This window comes from Gilliamella sp. Nev5-1 (genome assembly GCF_001690895.1).
Taxonomy (GTDB): domain Bacteria; phylum Pseudomonadota; class Gammaproteobacteria; order Enterobacterales; family Orbaceae; genus Gilliamella; species Gilliamella apicola_C.
The window spans coordinates 101035-116220 of record NZ_LZHO01000028.1; the positions used below are offsets into that span (position 1 = coordinate 101035).

Below are 15186 nucleotides of genomic sequence, written 5' to 3' on the forward strand. Positions count from 1 at the left end.
TTTGCTTCAAAATTTGTTCTGACGATTAAACTTAATTTGCTTGTTTTATTTTGGTGTATAATCCTATAATTTATTGTTATTATTGATAAAATTGATATTTATCTTCATTAGCTTTTCGATATGAGATATATTCAGATGAGTGGAAATTACCAATCAATAATTATTCCTTAAGCATAATTAAATCATTTAGCCAATTATTAAAATTAGTTTCATCTTATTATTTATTATTAAATTGTGTTATAAATAATTGAAGGTGTTTTGTAACTTAATGATTAAATAAAAATCCTTGGCAAAGAATGTTAACTAAATAATTCAAATTTAGTTAATGAATTGTTTTATGTCGATCTTCTTAGGGTTACTGAATCTTAGCGGGTTGTTTACTGATAATGCCCTAAATGGTTATAATTAATACATAATTTAATAATTAATAAATGATATTAGGAGGCAGTTTTGCATCTTTCACCAAAAGCTTTTCGTGTTTTAGGGATTGTTGCTACATTTGCATCATTAGGGATGTATGTTTCTTATATTCCTCAAATCATTGATAATTTACATGGGCTTAAATCAAATCCTACTCAGCCATTAGCAGCTGCGATTAACTGCTCACTTTGGGTTTGCTATGGTTTATTAAGAGAAAAAAAAGACTGGCCAATTGCAATTGCTAATTCGCCGGGTGTGTTTTTTGGCTTAATGGCTTTTTTTACCGCTCTATAAATAAGGTAAAGATAAGTAAGGTAAAGCCATTGAACGGTAATTAATTATAGGGTTATTGCTGTTTTGTGGGAATTTTGTTTTCAATGATAATGCAAGGCCTTTTGAATCAGGTTGAAAAAGTAAGCTTTTTTAAGCTAAATAAAATCATAACTAGAGAAGTTTAATATTTGATCTATTTAAAAACTATTTAATAATCAATAGGTTTTTTAGTTATCAACAGGTTTGTTAAACTGTTATCAAACTTTACTGTGAATAAGTTGTGTTAGCAGATTTGTTGGATATTTAATTATGGCGCAATGTTATTTGTAGTTGTAATTCAAAAAGTAAAGGTAAATTTTCCAATCATTTTCTATTGCAGATGGTAGTTAAATTACATATAAAAGGGAAAAAAATGAAAAAATTAATCGGCATGTTTTTACTTGGTTTACCGATGTTGGCGGCGGCATCAAATTGTGATGAAATTAGCCGTAACATTGCCGAAAAAATCAAAAATAATGGCGTAGATCCGTCACTGTTTCAGCTGAAATTAGAATCGGTTGATAAGTCAGAACAGCAAATTGAAGGTAAAATTGTGGGATCATGTGATCGTGGTCAGCAACATATTATTTATGTTCGTTTATATAGCACTACAACCACGTCACAAACACCGTCAACTAATGCAAAAGATGAGCCTACACAAAGTGATGAGGACAACTTAACACAGCCTTCAACAATTAATCCAACAGAACAAAATGCTCAACCGATTCCCCAAGATAATCAATTAGCACCAGTACAGAATTAATTATCAGTAGTTAGTCACAGTCTTGAGTCAAAAAATAGGGCGTAGTGCCCTATATTTTTATGGCATGGTTATAGTAAATGGTTGTAATTTACTTTGGTATCATCGCTCCATACACTTGCTTGTACTTGGCCAATGTGTTTTTGCTGTAAAAGTAGCATTGTTAGTCGTGATTGACCAATACCGCCACCAATTGTTTGTAATAAATCCCCATTGATTAAAGCTTTATGCCAAGCAAATTGCAAGCGATCTTCGTCATTAGTCAACTTTAATTGGCGTTTTAATGTTTCAGGATCGACACGAATACCCATTGATGAAATTTCAAAGGCACTATTTAATACCGAATTCCACACTAAAATATCGCCATTCAAACCTTTAGAGCCTAAATCGTTATTGCTACTCCAATCATCATAATCAGGAGCACGCACATCGTGTCTTTCATTATTTGAGAGCTTACCGCCAATACCAATTAAAAATACAGCGCCAAGCTCTTTGGAGATTGCGTTTTCTCGTTCTTTAGGTGGTAAATTTGGATAGCGCTTTAAAAGTTGTTCGCTATCGATAAAAGTGATTGATTCGGGTAAAAAGCGTGAAAGATGATATTGTTGAGATACCGCTTTCTCAGTCGCTTTAATAGCGGCATAAATATTATCGACAGTTTGTTTTAAATAAGTTAAATTGCGATCTTCAGGGCGAATGACTTTTTCCCAATCCCACTGATCAACATAAACGGAATGAATTGGCGAAAGCTGATCTTCGTCAGGGCGCAATGCTTTCATATTTGCATAAATTCCCTCGCCAGCTTCGAATTGGTGATCACTTAAAATCTTACGTTTCCATTTTGCAAGTGAGTGTATAACTTCATATTGTGCATTAGGAATTGCTTTTACCTTAACTTGTACTGCGTGCTCAGTCCCTGACAAATTATCTTGAATACCATCGCCCACTTTACTTAATAACGGGGCTTGCACTTCAATAAGTGATAAACGCTCGGCAAGCTGATTGGCAAAAAATTGCTTAACAAAGCTAATTCTCTGCTGTTGCTCTTTAAATGATATCGTCATGTTTACACTCTAGTTATTTAGTTTTTGGTGTATGAGTAAGGTAAACTAGATGAGTACATTTTGCAAGATGTAGATAGAGTATTAAAACAAGGTTTTATACGTATTCAGTTTTATGGTTTTTGATAATTTAGCGCATTGCTAAAATAGAGAAATTTATAAAAATAATTATGATCACACAAAAACAATTGATTTTTTTAACGTTATTTTTCTTTACGCTTCTTAACAAAAATTTTATTGTGAAACATAATTCATTTCTTTATACTTTGTCGAAAAATCGGAAGCATTTGTAATAAAACAAATAAGTAAAAGGATAAAAGGATAAAAGGATAAAAGGATAAAAGGATAAAAGGATAAAAGGATAAAAGGATAAAAGGATAAAAGGATAAATGGATGATAACATGTTAAAATACAATTGTTTACATCAAGTTGGCCAACCAATAAATTATGGCTTATTTGGCGTTAAGAACGGGAAGCGATATCTCGGTTATAATAATCTAATAACAAGGGAATGTTATAAGTTCCATTTTAAAAAATCAAAATTTTTATTTGCACCATTAAATTCTCTGTTTATTGGCATCTGTTTGCCACTAACAATGAGCATCAATACAGCGAGCGCTTTAAATGTGACAACAGTTAATGCGATCAATGGTAATGCGCCGTATTTAACATTTGATAATGGAATAACTAAAGTAAATGATACTAGCTCATTATTAGGAATAACGTTATCTGATGGAACAATCATCAAAGCGGATGACGACAACTCCAGCGAAAGTCACCCGATAGAGTTACCTAATGCAAATGATACATATTCAGATATCCAAACAGCAGTACCATTTCCTAGTGAAGGTAATAATAATTATCCAGTAATTAATATCAATAATTTGATTAATGAGCCGTATAACTATTTTGGCGATGATGATGGTGATGGTAACGCGACCGCCATGGGAAATGTGAAAGTAAAATGGGAAAGCAAAAATGCCCGCAATAGCTATGAAGATATTACATCAATAGTCAAAAATGGTTCAAATGCAATACTAAGCATCTGTAATCCCCTCTATAAACTAACTATAAGTTCAACAGATGGCTACTTACAGACCGAATATGGTGTGCCTAATACTACTAATTTCGCAGGTGGAAGCCATACATATTATATCAAGCCTAATAAAAAAACCGCATCGGTTTGTTATGCTCAACCTAGTTTAGTGATAGATGGGACCTCTGGTAGGGTGGCGTACATGGGGTTTAGTGATTATTACGATTTAGATTGGGATGGAATGACGTGGGTAGCTAATAAAGGGTATAGAGTATTCAGCGCCTCAAATAGTGGAAATTATGAAGGAGATTCAAGTATAACTTGGAATAACTTTCCAAGCACTGGCTCACATGGATTGTTTTTTTATTTATTATTTAAAAATATAACGCCTGCTCAGGTATTAGCTGCTAATGGCAATACAGTAAGAGCAGAAGAGGACAGTAATGTAAGTTTAGCCCTTAGTGCGGAAAACACTCCTCGTTGGGCATTCCATTTTAGCATGGGGGGCTTAAAGCCTAGTAGCGTAGGTGATGTGGAACCAGGTTTGAAGATAACGCTAAAAGGTCCTAGGTATAACTCAGGGAATAAGAGTTTTAGCCCGGTTACCTTTAAGTTGTACGCCGACAGTGGAAAAACAAAATTATTATATGAATTTAGACTAATGCGTTGGTATATAGTGCAGCCAGGAATTAATTATAAAGGAACAAACATCGGAGCAGATGCGCAAGCACAAGTGAGAAATTATTGCCAAAGTTTAGGTAGCGGCTATCGCTTACCAGATGTTAATGATTATACGAACGCAAACACAAAATATTATGGGTGGGAAGGGGGCATTCCTGGTAGACCTTTGAATAGTTGGGAAAATGGTGTTTATCGTCGCCAATTAAGCTATCAGGAGACTGGAACGAAATGGCAAGGGGGAATATTTAGTGAATGGGGGTGTATGGCCCCAGCTAGTAGTAGTGTAGACCCTAATGAGCCGTATAATTGTACTGGTTATTCAGGAAGTGATTGGGATATATATGCTGGGTATTGGAGTGGCAATAGTGGTTATTATGATTTAGGGTTAACGGTTAGTGCAAATGAAGGCAATGCTTATCGATATAATTTTTACCGACAATCTGCGGTTAGCCGAGCCGTTTGTGTAGCTCCATAATGAAATAGTTGTAGACTCAATCAGGCAAGATCATACCCATTCTACATAGTAGGCTGGGTATGATCTTGCTGAGTTCAAAAAATAAGTGAATAATTGTAATGGTTTTTACTTAATTTGATATTTAATTTATTTTATAACCAAAAAAGCGTGCTAGAAATAAATCAAATAGCAAAACCCAGATTATGGGCGATCTAGCGTTGCTAATCAATTCTGTGAACAAGGAATATTAGCTTCAGGTTGTGGCGATTATATTATTATTTAGAAAGTTTTAAAAAATATTTAACCGCCAGCATCCAAGTTATTTATGCGTATAAGATATCTATTATGTTGGATGTATTATAGGGAATAGGTAAAATATACCAATAAACGTTCACTGATACCTAATCAAGGCTAGGTTTTGCCAAAGTTTATACCCAAAAATAATTTAATTGCGACAGGTATGCTTGATGATAAGTGCTTCCTTTCTTTGATATTGAACAAATGCCACTATTACGCATATGAATGAGCGACCGAATAATGCGCATAAAGAAAGCTATGCTCATGAATTTTATTTTTAACCTTGAATATATTGCTCACACCCAAACCAAAGCTTATAGTCACAAACGAATAGAATTTGTGAACGATTGCATAAGACGATAGAAATTGAAAGTTACGATGTGGTGTTCAGACATAAGACTTATATTGAATTATCTGAAATTCAACAAGATATTGAACAAGAGCTGGAATTTTAAAATAAAGAAAGAACGTATTCAGGCAAGTATTTTTATGGCAAAACGCCGTGGCAAATTTTGCTAGGTACAAAAGGTGTTAGTTAAGGAAAAGCAACTGGACAATTTATTTTACTCATCGGCTCCTCATTTTGTTAAAATGTATATTCGATGAATATTTAGTGTCTGTTAGATTAAGTTTGAGCTACTACAATCAATAAAAAAACCGTTCTTAAATAAACGGTTTTTTATTGATTGATACTAACTTAGTGCTTATTAAGCTTTGTATTTTCTCATTACAATTGAGGCATTAGTGCCACCAAAACCAAAACTATTTGACATGACTGTTGTGAGTTCACGTTCAGTTGGTTCGGTAATAATATTCATACCAATAGCAGCTTCATCAAGTTCATCAATGTTGATACTTGGAGTAATAAAGCCATGTTCTAACATTAATAATGAATAGATAAGCTCTTGTGCGCCAGTGGCACTTAATGAGTGGCCTGTCATTGATTTGGTTGATGAAATAGCCGGAATGTTATCACCAAAAACTTGTTTGATTGCCCACAATTCTTTGACATCTCCAACTGGGGTTGATGTACCATGAGTATTGATATAATCAACAGGTACATCTAAGTCTTGAATAGCCAGTTGCATACAGCGCATTGCACCTTCGCCTGATGGTGCCACCATGTCATGACCATCTGATGTTGCACCATAGCCAACAAGTTCACCGTAAATATGAGCTCCACGCGCAAGAGCATGTTCTAGTTCTTCAACAACAACCATACCAGCACCGCCAGCAATAACAAAACCATCACGGTTTTTATCATAAGCGCGTGATGCCTTTTCTGGATTGTCGTTATATTTGGTTGATAAAGCGCCCATAGCGTCAAATTCGCAAGACATTTCCCAGCAAAGCTCTTCACCACCACCAGCAAAAACAATATCCTGTTTGCCAAGTTGAATGAGTTCAGCTGCATGACCAATACAGTGAACCGATGTTGCACAAGCTGATGTCATTGAATAGCTAACACCTTTAATTTTAAATGGAGTTGCTAAACAAGCCGAAATTGCTGATGACATTGATTTGGTTACTGCATAAGGACCAACTCCTCGTAATCCTTTTTCTTTCATGCCAGCAACGACATTGTATTGTGTCTTAGTTGAACCACCATAGCCCGCAATTAGACCAGTACGAGGGTTAGAAACTTGTTCAGGGGTTAATTTTGCATCTTCAATAGCTTGTTGCAAAGCAAGATAACCATAAATAGAAGCATCATTCATAAAACGAACAACTTTGCGATCAATCAATCCTGTAGTATCTAGTTTGACATTTCCGCATACATGGCTACGCATACCGCTATCTTTCATTTCTTGAGAAAAGGTAATACCGCTACGGCCAATTTTTAGTGATTCTAAAACTTCTTTAGTATTATTCCCAATACTTGAAAGAATTCCTAACCCTGTAATAACAACACGTTTCATTTACTATTTAGCTCCTAAGTTATATCTGGCTTCATACAAAAAAGTGCGTTGATTATAGCGTACAGTTGTAAGCTGAACAATACTTTGCCGAGTTTTTTATTTCTGTATCCTAATATCGCCTTAATTATTTATATAGGTAAAGCAATTACAATAAATTTACCGCTTAAAAAAATGATTAAAATAGTGAGTGATGACGGTTTTTGTTAGCAATATATACTTGCAAAACCTACTATGGCTACGATATACTGTATAAATAAACAGGCAAGTGTTGAGTTCAATATGACTGGAAAAATAATAACCAAACTGGAAATTTTAGCTGAATCGGCAAAATATGATATTTCTTGCTCGTCGAGTGGTGCATCAAGAAATAATAAAAATAAAGGCATAGGTAATGCATATAAATCTGGTATTTGCCATTCATTTACCGCTGATGGGCGATGTGTTTCTTTACTCAAAATTATGTTAACTAATTATTGCATGTTTGATTGCGCTTATTGCATTAACCGACAAAGTAACGATATTCCTAGAGCTGGTTTTACTCCGCGTGAATTGGCTAACCTCACCATTGAGTTTTATCGTCGTAATTATATTGAGGGTTTATTTATTAGTTCGGGCATAGTTAGAAGTCCCGATCATACCATGGAAAAAATGATTAGAGTGGTAAAAATTTTGCGCCATGAGCACGATTTTAATGGTTATATTCATATGAAGGCGATCCCTGGCGCAAGTAACGAGCTAATTAATCAAGCTGGCATGTTAGTTGATAGGATGAGTGTTAATTTGGAAATTCCAACCGAAGAAAATCTTAAATTATTAGCACCTGATAAAGATCACCAAAGTATCTATCAGCCTATGCGTCAAATTCATCAAAACCTATTAGAAAATATTGAAGATCGCAAAAAATTTCGTGCTACACCCAAATTTGTACCCGCCGGTCAAAGTACACAAGTTATTATTGGTGCAACAGATGAATCAGATAAACAGATATTACAATTAACGGCCAAACTTTACAAACGACCTAGTATGAAGCGGGTTTACTATTCGGGATTTATTCCTGTAAATGGTTACGATAAACGTTTACCTGTAGTGCAAGAGGTGCCAAGAGTACGTGAAAACCGTTTATATCAAGCGGACTGGTTACTGCGTTTTTATGATTTTAATGTTGATGAAATTGTTAACGATCAATACCCCGATCTTGATTTGACTGTCGATCCTAAGCTATCTTGGGCCATCCGCAACCCACAATGCTTTCCAGTTGATGTTAACCGTGATAGCTACCAAAAAATTTTGCGGGTGCCAGGTATTGGTATTAAATCGGCCAAGTTGATTGTGATGGCAAGGCGTCATCGAAAGCTTACTTTTGATGCGCTTAAGCGCATTGGCGTTGTTTTAAAGCGTGCACAATTTTTTATTGTTTGTCATGAAATGAGGAAATTTAAAGTGCTTGATTCATCGGCCGAGTATATCCGACTCTCTTTGCAAGATCCCCCTTTGTTAGAGGCAAAGCAAGATAATATTCCACAGCAACTAGTCATGGGATGGTAGAGTATGTTAGCATTCTATTACGATAAAAGCTTTGAAGGATTATTATGTGCGGTATTTGAGGCTTTTAAGCTCAAAAAAATGCCTGAATGTTTGTTAGCTACAGAGCAAGTAGAGCCACTATTAGTATCTGACACACATCATGTCGAATTTGATAATGCCAAATATGAGCGTGTTCGAAAGGCATTAATTAACAAACTTAGTAAAGTTGCTCTACGCCATTTAATGTATGTTTGGTTATCTGAACTGCCCGAAAGTGATTTAATCGTTTTTCGCTATATTTGCAAGGTATTTAAATCATCTCAATCAATCGAAACCGATTTTGCCGATCAAGATGTGCTGGCGGTACATGATATCGCTAAAAAAGTTAGTCGAGAACGGCATCGTGTGATCCAATTTGTACGTTTTAGTGCTATAAATAATCCTGTTAAAGATGTGTTTAATGATAAAGAAGATAAAATCTATTTTTCAATCATTGCTCCTATATATAACGTATTGCCGTTGGTACTAAAGTTTTTTAAAGATCGTTTTGCTGATCAAAAGTGGGCTATCTATGATGAAAAGCGCGAATATGGTTATATTTATAATTTACATAGCATTAAACCCGTTTCGCTGACTGATAAAAATGATTTGATTATTAACAGTCAAGTGAATAAAAATTATCTAGCTAGGGATGAAGCATTATTTCAAACCATGTGGTTACGTTATTGTAATGCGTTAACTATCAAAGAACGAATCAACCCAAAATTACAAAGGCAACAAATGCCAAGTCGATTTTGGCATTTGTTGCCAGAAATGAAACTCATGTTGAAATAAATTCTAAAACCAAAGGTCGCCAATAATTGACAGCCTTTAGTATAATTTAATAAAAATTATTGAGAATCAATATCGCTAATAAAATCATTAATAGATTCTTCGCGTTGTTGCTGCTTATTTTCGTCTACTTTACCACCAGAGGCTACAAAGTCATGACGTTGAAAGTAAGCATTGCGCATAAAGTTATAAGGGTCATCGCTATTCTTAATTAAATCTTCATATTCAATCGCAACTGCACGCGCTTCAATACCGTCAAATACACCACGTACTAACGCCCATTGCCAATCTAACCAAACAAGTGGAGGATAAAGGGTATCAACCACACTACCACCTTCGTTTCTTAACGTTGCGGAACCATAAAATGGCAATACAACATAAGGGCCATAAGGCAGATCGTAATGACCTAAAACATCACCAAAAGTTCGTTTTCCACCTTTTTGCAATTGTGGATCTGACATACTTGCAACATCCACCAAACCAGCAAAACCGAAAACCGTATTTAAGAAAAAGCGTGCTAAATGCGTTCCGGCTTTGTGAACATCGCCTTGTAATAAGTTGTTTGCCATTGATGCAGGTTCGGAAAGATTAGACGAAAAGTTAACTACACCTGTACGAATAGGTGATGGAACGTAATCCTTCCAAGCGACTGCAGCTGGACGTAAGACATAAGGATCAAGCGCATAGTAGTTAACATTAAACATGGTTTTGTTAAAGCCAGATAATGGGTCACTATAGGAATTTGTTTCAGGTTGATAAGTGGCACAACTGGTAAGCGCCATCACAGAAAACATCATACCAACTATTCGTTTTTTCATAGTATCTTTAATTAAATTTAATGAGGTTAAATATAGTTCAATTGTATCATGATTACTTAAAATAAAAAATTTTTCGTTATTTAAATGGCATTATCTTTGCAAATTTATTAGAATAAGCCACCTATGACCTCATAGTTAAATGGATATAACGAGCCCCTCCTAAGGGCTAGTTGCAGGTTCGATTCCTGCTGGGGTCAAAACCGCAAGCAAGATTAAAAACGATACTCTACGATTCAAGCCTTATTTCAACAGTATTTTTAATCGATTAACACGATTAGACACGATTCTAAACGATTGACAACGCAAATGCTTAAACGGTATATTTACGGTATATTTTAATATCGTAATCTAAAATACCGTAATATGTTAACTATAAAAGCCATTGAATCAGCTAAACCCAAAGAAAAACCGTACAAACTGCCAGACTTTGAAAGTTTATATTTATACATCACGCCCACAGGTACCAAATCTTGGCGTTACGATTATCAATTTAACGGTAAAAGAAAAACGTTAACAATAGGTAAATATCCATATATTAGTTTAGCTGATGCTCGAAATGAAAAGGAGCTGGCTCGGCAGATGCTTGCTCACGGTAAAGATCCTGCTGTCGAAAGGAAAAAAAAATCCTTACTCGCAAATATCGCCCAAGGGAACACGTTTAAAAAAATAACACTGGAATGGTTTGATACAAAAAAAAGAAATTGGTCCATTAATACCAGAGAGATGATTATTCGGTATTTTGAAAAAGATGTTTTTCCATTTATTGGTGACATGGACATTACGCAAATCAAGCCTCTTGAAATGCTAAGTTGTTTAAAACAAATAGAAAACAGAGGGGCATTGGAGATTGCAAAAAAAATGCGCCAACGATGTACCGAAGTTTTTCAATATGCAATTATTACAGAGAGAGCGGAAAACAATCCTGCACGTGAATTAGCTAAAGCCATGATCACGCATACGCCAGAAAATTATGCGTTCCTAATGGAGGACGATATGCGCGAGTTCATGAGAGCGCTACAATCGTATTCGGGTAATATTTTAGTTCGTTATGCTACAGAATTATTAATATTAACGGCTGTCAGAACCATGGAATTATTGAGTTGTAAATGGGAGTATGTTGATCTTGAGAAAAAATACATAATACTACCCAAAGAATCAATGAAAAAATCACGCGTTCACGTGGTTCCGCTATCTAATCAGGCTATTAATATTCTTAAATTTTTACAACCAATTACAGGGCGGGGAGAATATGTTTTTTCTGGTAGAAATAGCAGTTCAAAACACATGTCTAACGGCGCTATTTTGGGTTTAATAAAACGGTTGGGATTTGCTAATCGTGCAACTGGGCACGGATTTAGACATCAATTTTCTAGTGTGTTAAACGAGCATGGTTTTAATCGAGATTGGATAGAAAAACAGTTAAATCATGAGGAGGGCAGTGTGCGAGGTATTTACAACCACGCACAGTATTTGGAGGGACGTCGTGAGATGATGCAGTGGTATGCGGACTATATAGATAGCCTAACCGCATGATTGATATTCTTGTTCTTTTTGGGCAAGATAGGCGTTGATGGTAGACAATTTCCAGCGTGGGTGTCTACCTAAATACAAATCGGGCTTTGGGAATTTTTCCTTTGCCACCCATTTGTCTAGTGTCGTTTGATCTAGCTCGCCCAAATATGAGCAAACTTGCGCCTTGCTGTAGCGCGGATCTTCAATTGTTAGATTATTTAACATTATTTACTCCTATAATTTTCTCATCTCTCATCAATAAATAAACTACGTAATTGTCTGTATTTATTCATGTTTTAATCTTAAGCTATCAGCAAATGCTAGAATTTCAGCTTTATTGTTTTTGTGGCGGAAAATCACTACCGACAACTCCGATGTATGTTTCGTTATCAGCTTTTTTTACGGCTTCTTCAATAGCTTGCGCTTTAATTTCGTTGATATGTTTTTGTGATTTGCTGATTCTTGAATTCCAAGCCAAAATTGCTTTATTTTCAGTATCTTTTTCGCAACCTCTTGCATTACAATCATAGCAAACCACAGCGAAACAAATAGCATCTCTGAGATGCTCAGGAATATCTTCATTGAGTCTATAATCAATCTCATCAATGAATAAATATTCACTGCCGCAAAACGGGCAAGGTTTTAATTGTTTTGTCATAATTGTTCTCCTCATTTAACTGTTACTATCACGCCGTTTTTTATTACAGCGCGCAAACCAATACATTTAACGGGAAATAAACCATCCCCTAGTTTTGTATAAACTGGCAAAATCTCAGCAATTATTTGCTCGTGTATTTCGCTCAAATTTATTCCAAACATGCGCTCTAATATCCTAATTGTTGCATGTTCGCTAACTATTAGTTTATTATTACGTGATAGTTCATTTATCTTTGTTTGTACGTCGAGTATTTCATTTTTGATTGAGTTATAGCGATGCTGACAATCTGTTAATTCTGTTTTGACAACGCTTTGCTTCGCTTTTAATTTTTGTAATTGAGTTTGATATTTCTTTAGAGTATTACTATTCATAATTCGCCTAATTCCTCTACATAAATCAGTATATTACGTCAATGCTCAGCATTACATATCCATCTCTCAAATACTCTCCATCATCTAAAATGTGAGAGATAATAACGCTACATTGACGACCTGTGCGGTTACCTTGCTCGTTAATTTCATGCAAATTTAGAATATCTCCAACTTTGTAATTGCGGTCATTGTAGCGAATTTCGGCCTTTTTTATGTCTTTTACAACATCCATAAAATACTCTGATTTAATTTTTAGTTCGTGTGTAGTCATGATTATTTCCTTTTAATTACAGCTTTTACTGGTTCGACCATACAGTTATCAGCAAACACTTCTCCTTGACCGCTAATAAGATTGATTGCGCATCCGTTAGTTATTTCGTGTACACCTTTAGATGAGCATTTGAAAACAAACGACAGAATAATCGGGTCTAATTCAATCTTCATATAAAGCTCGTTATCAAACAAGAAAACATAACCATAGTCGATATGTTGAAATTCGATTTTGCCGTGGTTAAATACGGATTCATCAATTTGCATAATTATTCCCATAAAGTATCTACGCTAAATAATCAGCGCAGATAGTTGTAATAAATTAATAGAATAGAGGGGGTGCTCGGCAGCTATTAGTGATTAACCGCCAAGATAGTTGATTTAACTAATTGATTTAAAATGGGATGTTGTCATCAAATGTATCTTGATGCTGTGTTGTTGTTTGTTGCTGTTGTTTTTGTTGTGTCTGGCTAGCGTTATTATTGTCACGACTACCCAAAATTTGCAATGTACCACCTATTGGGTTGACTACAACTTCAGTTGTATAATGATCGTTACCTGATTGATCTTGCCATTTTCTTGTTTGTAATTGACCTTCAATATACACTTGAGCGCCTTTTTTGACGTACTCGTTAGCAATTTCGGCTAATTTACCGAATATAACAACTCTATGCCATTCAGTGCGATCTTTTTGCTCGCCAGTTTGTTTATCTTTCCAAGTTTCTGACGTTGCTAAACTAAGATTAGCAACTGCATTACCATTAGACATGTAACGAACTTCTGGGTCTTGACCTAAATTGCCTACTAAAATTACACGATTAACTCCACGTGCCATTTTTATTCCTCGCTATTAATTTATTTGATAGTTTATCTTCATGGCGATGTAAACGAGCATGAGCAGACCTAGTCATTAACGCTAGATTATTAATGTCGTTATTTGTTTTATCACCATCTATATGATGAATACATTCATCTTCGAGTAATTTTCTTCCTAATCGATTTTCAAAAACAATAACATGCAAAAGCCGCCCCTTGTTTTCTCCTCGTGTTATTTCATAATAACCACTTGGTTTTAAGGAAATTCCTTTAGCATTTGTTTCTGCATTTTTAAGTCTTGCTTTTGACATGTTCTTCTTCCATTCGTCTGTAAAAGTACGAGTTATACCTTTATTTGCTGAAAGCCTTCCATTTTTAGCAGCTAAACGAACTCCATCAGCTCTAGACCTAAGAATGTTTGATTTTTTTAAATGATGTCTTATGGTGCTTTGTGGCGTGTGTAATATAACTGATACTTGAGGGATACTTAAACCTTGTTTATATAATGAGATTAGATTCTCTTTGTCCATTCAACCTCCACTAAAATAACTTTATTTATTCCACGTGCCATTTTTCTTGCTCCAGTTTTGTTTTATCAACGTCATATACTTTTTCGCTCACTTAAACCTTGCCGGCTGTAATTAACTTGCATTCTGAAATGTCATGCGCTTATGTATTAATCTAACTTTCTCAACGTCGGCAGCACAATAATCTGCAACCTGTTTTATTTTCCCTTCTCGCACCAAATCCCAGACTTTTGAGCCATCGATATCATCGGATTTTGGCTCTATACCAAGCGCCAAACAAACTTCATTTAATGACGCATAATTACGTTTACCTGCCCACTCCGTCATAGAATCAAATATGTACATATTGTTATATGATTTGTTATTTAGCGGTAAAAATGCCGGAGGTATAACATCTAAAACGATTGCGCGCTGATAAATAAATCGAAGATCGAAATTTTCGATATTATGCCCAATAAAATGCGGGGTTATATCTGAACTGGGTCTATAACGCTCAATTAAATCATTAAAAAATGATTGCAATATTTGTTTTTCAGATGATGCCCAGTCATCAAAATAAATTACTCGCACATTCTCATCATTGATTGCATAACCAATACAAACAATTTGACCAAAACCGCCGTTTAAAGCGGTTTTTCGGTAAACAATATCTTTGTGCTCTTCAATCCACGCATCAATCGCCTCTTGTTTCTTGTAATTACTAGGTGGAGTTAAATTATTCTGAATATGAGCTTTTAACTGCTTAGATTGTGTCGGAATGGTTTCTATATCAAAATAGATGTTAAATTTCCTCATTGCTATTTACTCTCTAGCTTATATTTATATTTATCACTCAATGACTTAAGCCGATCATCGGCACCTATTACAACGCAGCGATTGTAATATTTTGTATAAATCGTTTTTAATTCATCCATAGATT

General features: G+C 35.1%; 17 protein-coding genes and 1 tRNA gene. 7 read left to right on the plus strand and 11 right to left on the minus strand.

Annotated elements, in window-relative coordinates; all coding sequences use genetic code 11:
* The first annotated feature begins 450 nt into the window (after window positions 1-450).
* Both A9G41_RS04680 and A9G41_RS04685 read left to right on the plus strand, forming a co-directional pair.
* Window positions 451-714: a SemiSWEET family transporter gene (locus tag A9G41_RS04680; protein ID WP_081297764.1), complete on the plus strand. Its 264-nt coding sequence runs from the start codon at window positions 451-453 to the stop codon at window positions 712-714.
* Between the two features lie 391 nt (window positions 715-1105).
* Window positions 1106-1495 (plus strand): DUF1161 domain-containing protein, encoded by a 390-nt coding sequence (locus tag A9G41_RS04685; RefSeq protein WP_065582795.1) that lies wholly within the window; start codon window positions 1106-1108, stop codon window positions 1493-1495.
* A 68-nt stretch (window positions 1496-1563) separates the two neighbouring features.
* On the opposite strand, the gene asnA is transcribed toward A9G41_RS04685, so the two are convergent.
* Window positions 1564-2556 (minus strand): aspartate--ammonia ligase, encoded by a 993-nt coding sequence (gene asnA, locus A9G41_RS04690; protein ID WP_065582796.1) that lies wholly within the window; start codon window positions 2554-2556, stop codon window positions 1564-1566.
* A gap of 593 nt (window positions 2557-3149) precedes the next feature.
* On the opposite strand from asnA, the gene A9G41_RS04695 reads away from it, so the two are divergent.
* Complete coding sequence (locus A9G41_RS04695) at window positions 3150-4745, plus strand: hypothetical protein (RefSeq protein ID WP_141675236.1); 1596 nt, start codon at window positions 3150-3152, stop codon at window positions 4743-4745.
* Between the two features lie 983 nt (window positions 4746-5728).
* On the opposite strand, the gene fabB is transcribed toward A9G41_RS04695, so the two are convergent.
* The gene (fabB, locus tag A9G41_RS04700) at window positions 5729-6940 is read right to left on the minus strand and encodes a beta-ketoacyl-ACP synthase I (protein ID WP_065582798.1); all 1212 of its coding nucleotides are present in this window, start codon (window positions 6938-6940) and stop codon (window positions 5729-5731) included.
* A gap of 279 nt (window positions 6941-7219) precedes the next feature.
* Between fabB and A9G41_RS04705 the strand changes: the two genes are divergently transcribed.
* The gene (locus A9G41_RS04705; RefSeq protein WP_065582799.1) at window positions 7220-8485 is read left to right on the plus strand and encodes a putative DNA modification/repair radical SAM protein; all 1266 of its coding nucleotides are present in this window, start codon (window positions 7220-7222) and stop codon (window positions 8483-8485) included.
* Between the two features lie 3 nt (window positions 8486-8488).
* The gene (locus A9G41_RS04710; protein WP_065582800.1) at window positions 8489-9298 is read left to right on the plus strand and encodes a TIGR03915 family putative DNA repair protein; all 810 of its coding nucleotides are present in this window, start codon (window positions 8489-8491) and stop codon (window positions 9296-9298) included.
* A 56-nt stretch (window positions 9299-9354) separates the two neighbouring features.
* On the opposite strand, the gene A9G41_RS04715 is transcribed toward A9G41_RS04710, so the two are convergent.
* The gene (locus tag A9G41_RS04715; RefSeq protein WP_065582801.1) at window positions 9355-10113 is read right to left on the minus strand and encodes an MlaA family lipoprotein; all 759 of its coding nucleotides are present in this window, start codon (window positions 10111-10113) and stop codon (window positions 9355-9357) included.
* 125 nt (window positions 10114-10238) lie between these two features.
* On the opposite strand from A9G41_RS04715, the gene A9G41_RS04720 reads away from it, so the two are divergent.
* Both A9G41_RS04720 and A9G41_RS04725 read left to right on the plus strand, forming a co-directional pair.
* A tRNA-Arg gene (locus A9G41_RS04720) sits at window positions 10239-10310 on the plus strand.
* Between the two features lie 166 nt (window positions 10311-10476).
* Window positions 10477-11646 (plus strand): tyrosine-type recombinase/integrase, encoded by a 1170-nt coding sequence (locus tag A9G41_RS04725; RefSeq protein WP_065582802.1) that lies wholly within the window; start codon window positions 10477-10479, stop codon window positions 11644-11646.
* On the opposite strand, the gene A9G41_RS04730 is transcribed toward A9G41_RS04725, so the two are convergent.
* From A9G41_RS04730 to A9G41_RS04765, 8 genes are all read right to left on the minus strand, one after another.
* Window positions 11635-11850, minus strand: a complete 216-nt coding sequence (locus A9G41_RS04730; RefSeq protein ID WP_065568999.1) for a helix-turn-helix transcriptional regulator — start codon at window positions 11848-11850, stop codon at window positions 11635-11637. The genes A9G41_RS04725 and A9G41_RS04730 overlap by 12 nt on opposite strands.
* A 109-nt stretch (window positions 11851-11959) precedes the next feature.
* Window positions 11960-12283 (minus strand): Lar family restriction alleviation protein, encoded by a 324-nt coding sequence (locus tag A9G41_RS04735; RefSeq protein ID WP_065582803.1) that lies wholly within the window; start codon window positions 12281-12283, stop codon window positions 11960-11962.
* Window positions 12284-12294: 11 nt separating this feature from the next.
* Complete coding sequence (locus tag A9G41_RS04740; protein WP_065581716.1) at window positions 12295-12654, minus strand: hypothetical protein; 360 nt, start codon at window positions 12652-12654, stop codon at window positions 12295-12297.
* A gap of 25 nt (window positions 12655-12679) precedes the next feature.
* Window positions 12680-12925, minus strand: a complete 246-nt coding sequence (locus A9G41_RS04745) for a DUF3850 domain-containing protein (protein ID WP_075539389.1) — start codon at window positions 12923-12925, stop codon at window positions 12680-12682.
* 2 nt (window positions 12926-12927) lie between these two features.
* Complete coding sequence (locus A9G41_RS04750) at window positions 12928-13203, minus strand: hypothetical protein (protein ID WP_065609673.1); 276 nt, start codon at window positions 13201-13203, stop codon at window positions 12928-12930.
* 115 nt (window positions 13204-13318) lie between these two features.
* Complete coding sequence (gene ssb / locus A9G41_RS04755; protein ID WP_065583520.1) at window positions 13319-13759, minus strand: single-stranded DNA-binding protein; 441 nt, start codon at window positions 13757-13759, stop codon at window positions 13319-13321.
* Window positions 13743-14270 (minus strand): HNH endonuclease signature motif containing protein, encoded by a 528-nt coding sequence (locus A9G41_RS14510; RefSeq protein ID WP_065583519.1) that lies wholly within the window; start codon window positions 14268-14270, stop codon window positions 13743-13745. Before A9G41_RS14510 ends, ssb begins: the two co-directional genes overlap by 17 nt.
* A 111-nt stretch (window positions 14271-14381) precedes the next feature.
* A complete protein-coding gene (locus A9G41_RS04765) occupies window positions 14382-15062 on the minus strand; it encodes a ribonuclease H-like domain-containing protein (RefSeq protein ID WP_065582596.1) in 681 nt (226 codons plus the stop codon).
* Between the last annotated feature and the right edge of the window lie 124 nt (window positions 15063-15186).

Coding starts and splice junctions, on each gene's coding strand:
- A9G41_RS04730 (WP_065568999.1), bottom strand. CDS start 11,850: ATGTTAAATAATCTAACAATTGAAGATCCGCGCTACAGCAAGGCGCAA.
- fabB (WP_065582798.1), bottom strand. CDS start 6,940: ATGAAACGTGTTGTTATTACAGGGTTAGGAATTCTTTCAAGTATTGGG.
- A9G41_RS04745 (WP_075539389.1), bottom strand. CDS start 12,925: ATGACTACACACGAACTAAAAATTAAATCAGAGTATTTTATGGATGTT.
- A9G41_RS04750 (WP_065609673.1), bottom strand. CDS start 13,203: ATGGGAATAATTATGCAAATTGATGAATCCGTATTTAACCACGGCAAA.
- asnA (WP_065582796.1), bottom strand. CDS start 2,556: ATGACGATATCATTTAAAGAGCAACAGCAGAGAATTAGCTTTGTTAAG.
- A9G41_RS04725 (WP_065582802.1), top strand. CDS start 10,477: ATGTTAACTATAAAAGCCATTGAATCAGCTAAACCCAAAGAAAAACCG.
- A9G41_RS04695 (WP_141675236.1), top strand. CDS start 3,150: ATGAGCATCAATACAGCGAGCGCTTTAAATGTGACAACAGTTAATGCG.
- A9G41_RS04765 (WP_065582596.1), bottom strand. CDS start 15,062: ATGAGGAAATTTAACATCTATTTTGATATAGAAACCATTCCGACACAA.
- A9G41_RS04715 (WP_065582801.1), bottom strand. CDS start 10,113: ATGAAAAAACGAATAGTTGGTATGATGTTTTCTGTGATGGCGCTTACC.
- A9G41_RS04740 (WP_065581716.1), bottom strand. CDS start 12,654: ATGAATAGTAATACTCTAAAGAAATATCAAACTCAATTACAAAAATTA.
- ssb (WP_065583520.1), bottom strand. CDS start 13,759: ATGGCACGTGGAGTTAATCGTGTAATTTTAGTAGGCAATTTAGGTCAA.
- A9G41_RS04705 (WP_065582799.1), top strand. CDS start 7,220: ATGACTGGAAAAATAATAACCAAACTGGAAATTTTAGCTGAATCGGCA.
- A9G41_RS04735 (WP_065582803.1), bottom strand. CDS start 12,283: ATGACAAAACAATTAAAACCTTGCCCGTTTTGCGGCAGTGAATATTTA.
- A9G41_RS04710 (WP_065582800.1), top strand. CDS start 8,489: ATGTTAGCATTCTATTACGATAAAAGCTTTGAAGGATTATTATGTGCG.
- A9G41_RS04685 (WP_065582795.1), top strand. CDS start 1,106: ATGAAAAAATTAATCGGCATGTTTTTACTTGGTTTACCGATGTTGGCG.
- A9G41_RS14510 (WP_065583519.1), bottom strand. CDS start 14,270: ATGGACAAAGAGAATCTAATCTCATTATATAAACAAGGTTTAAGTATC.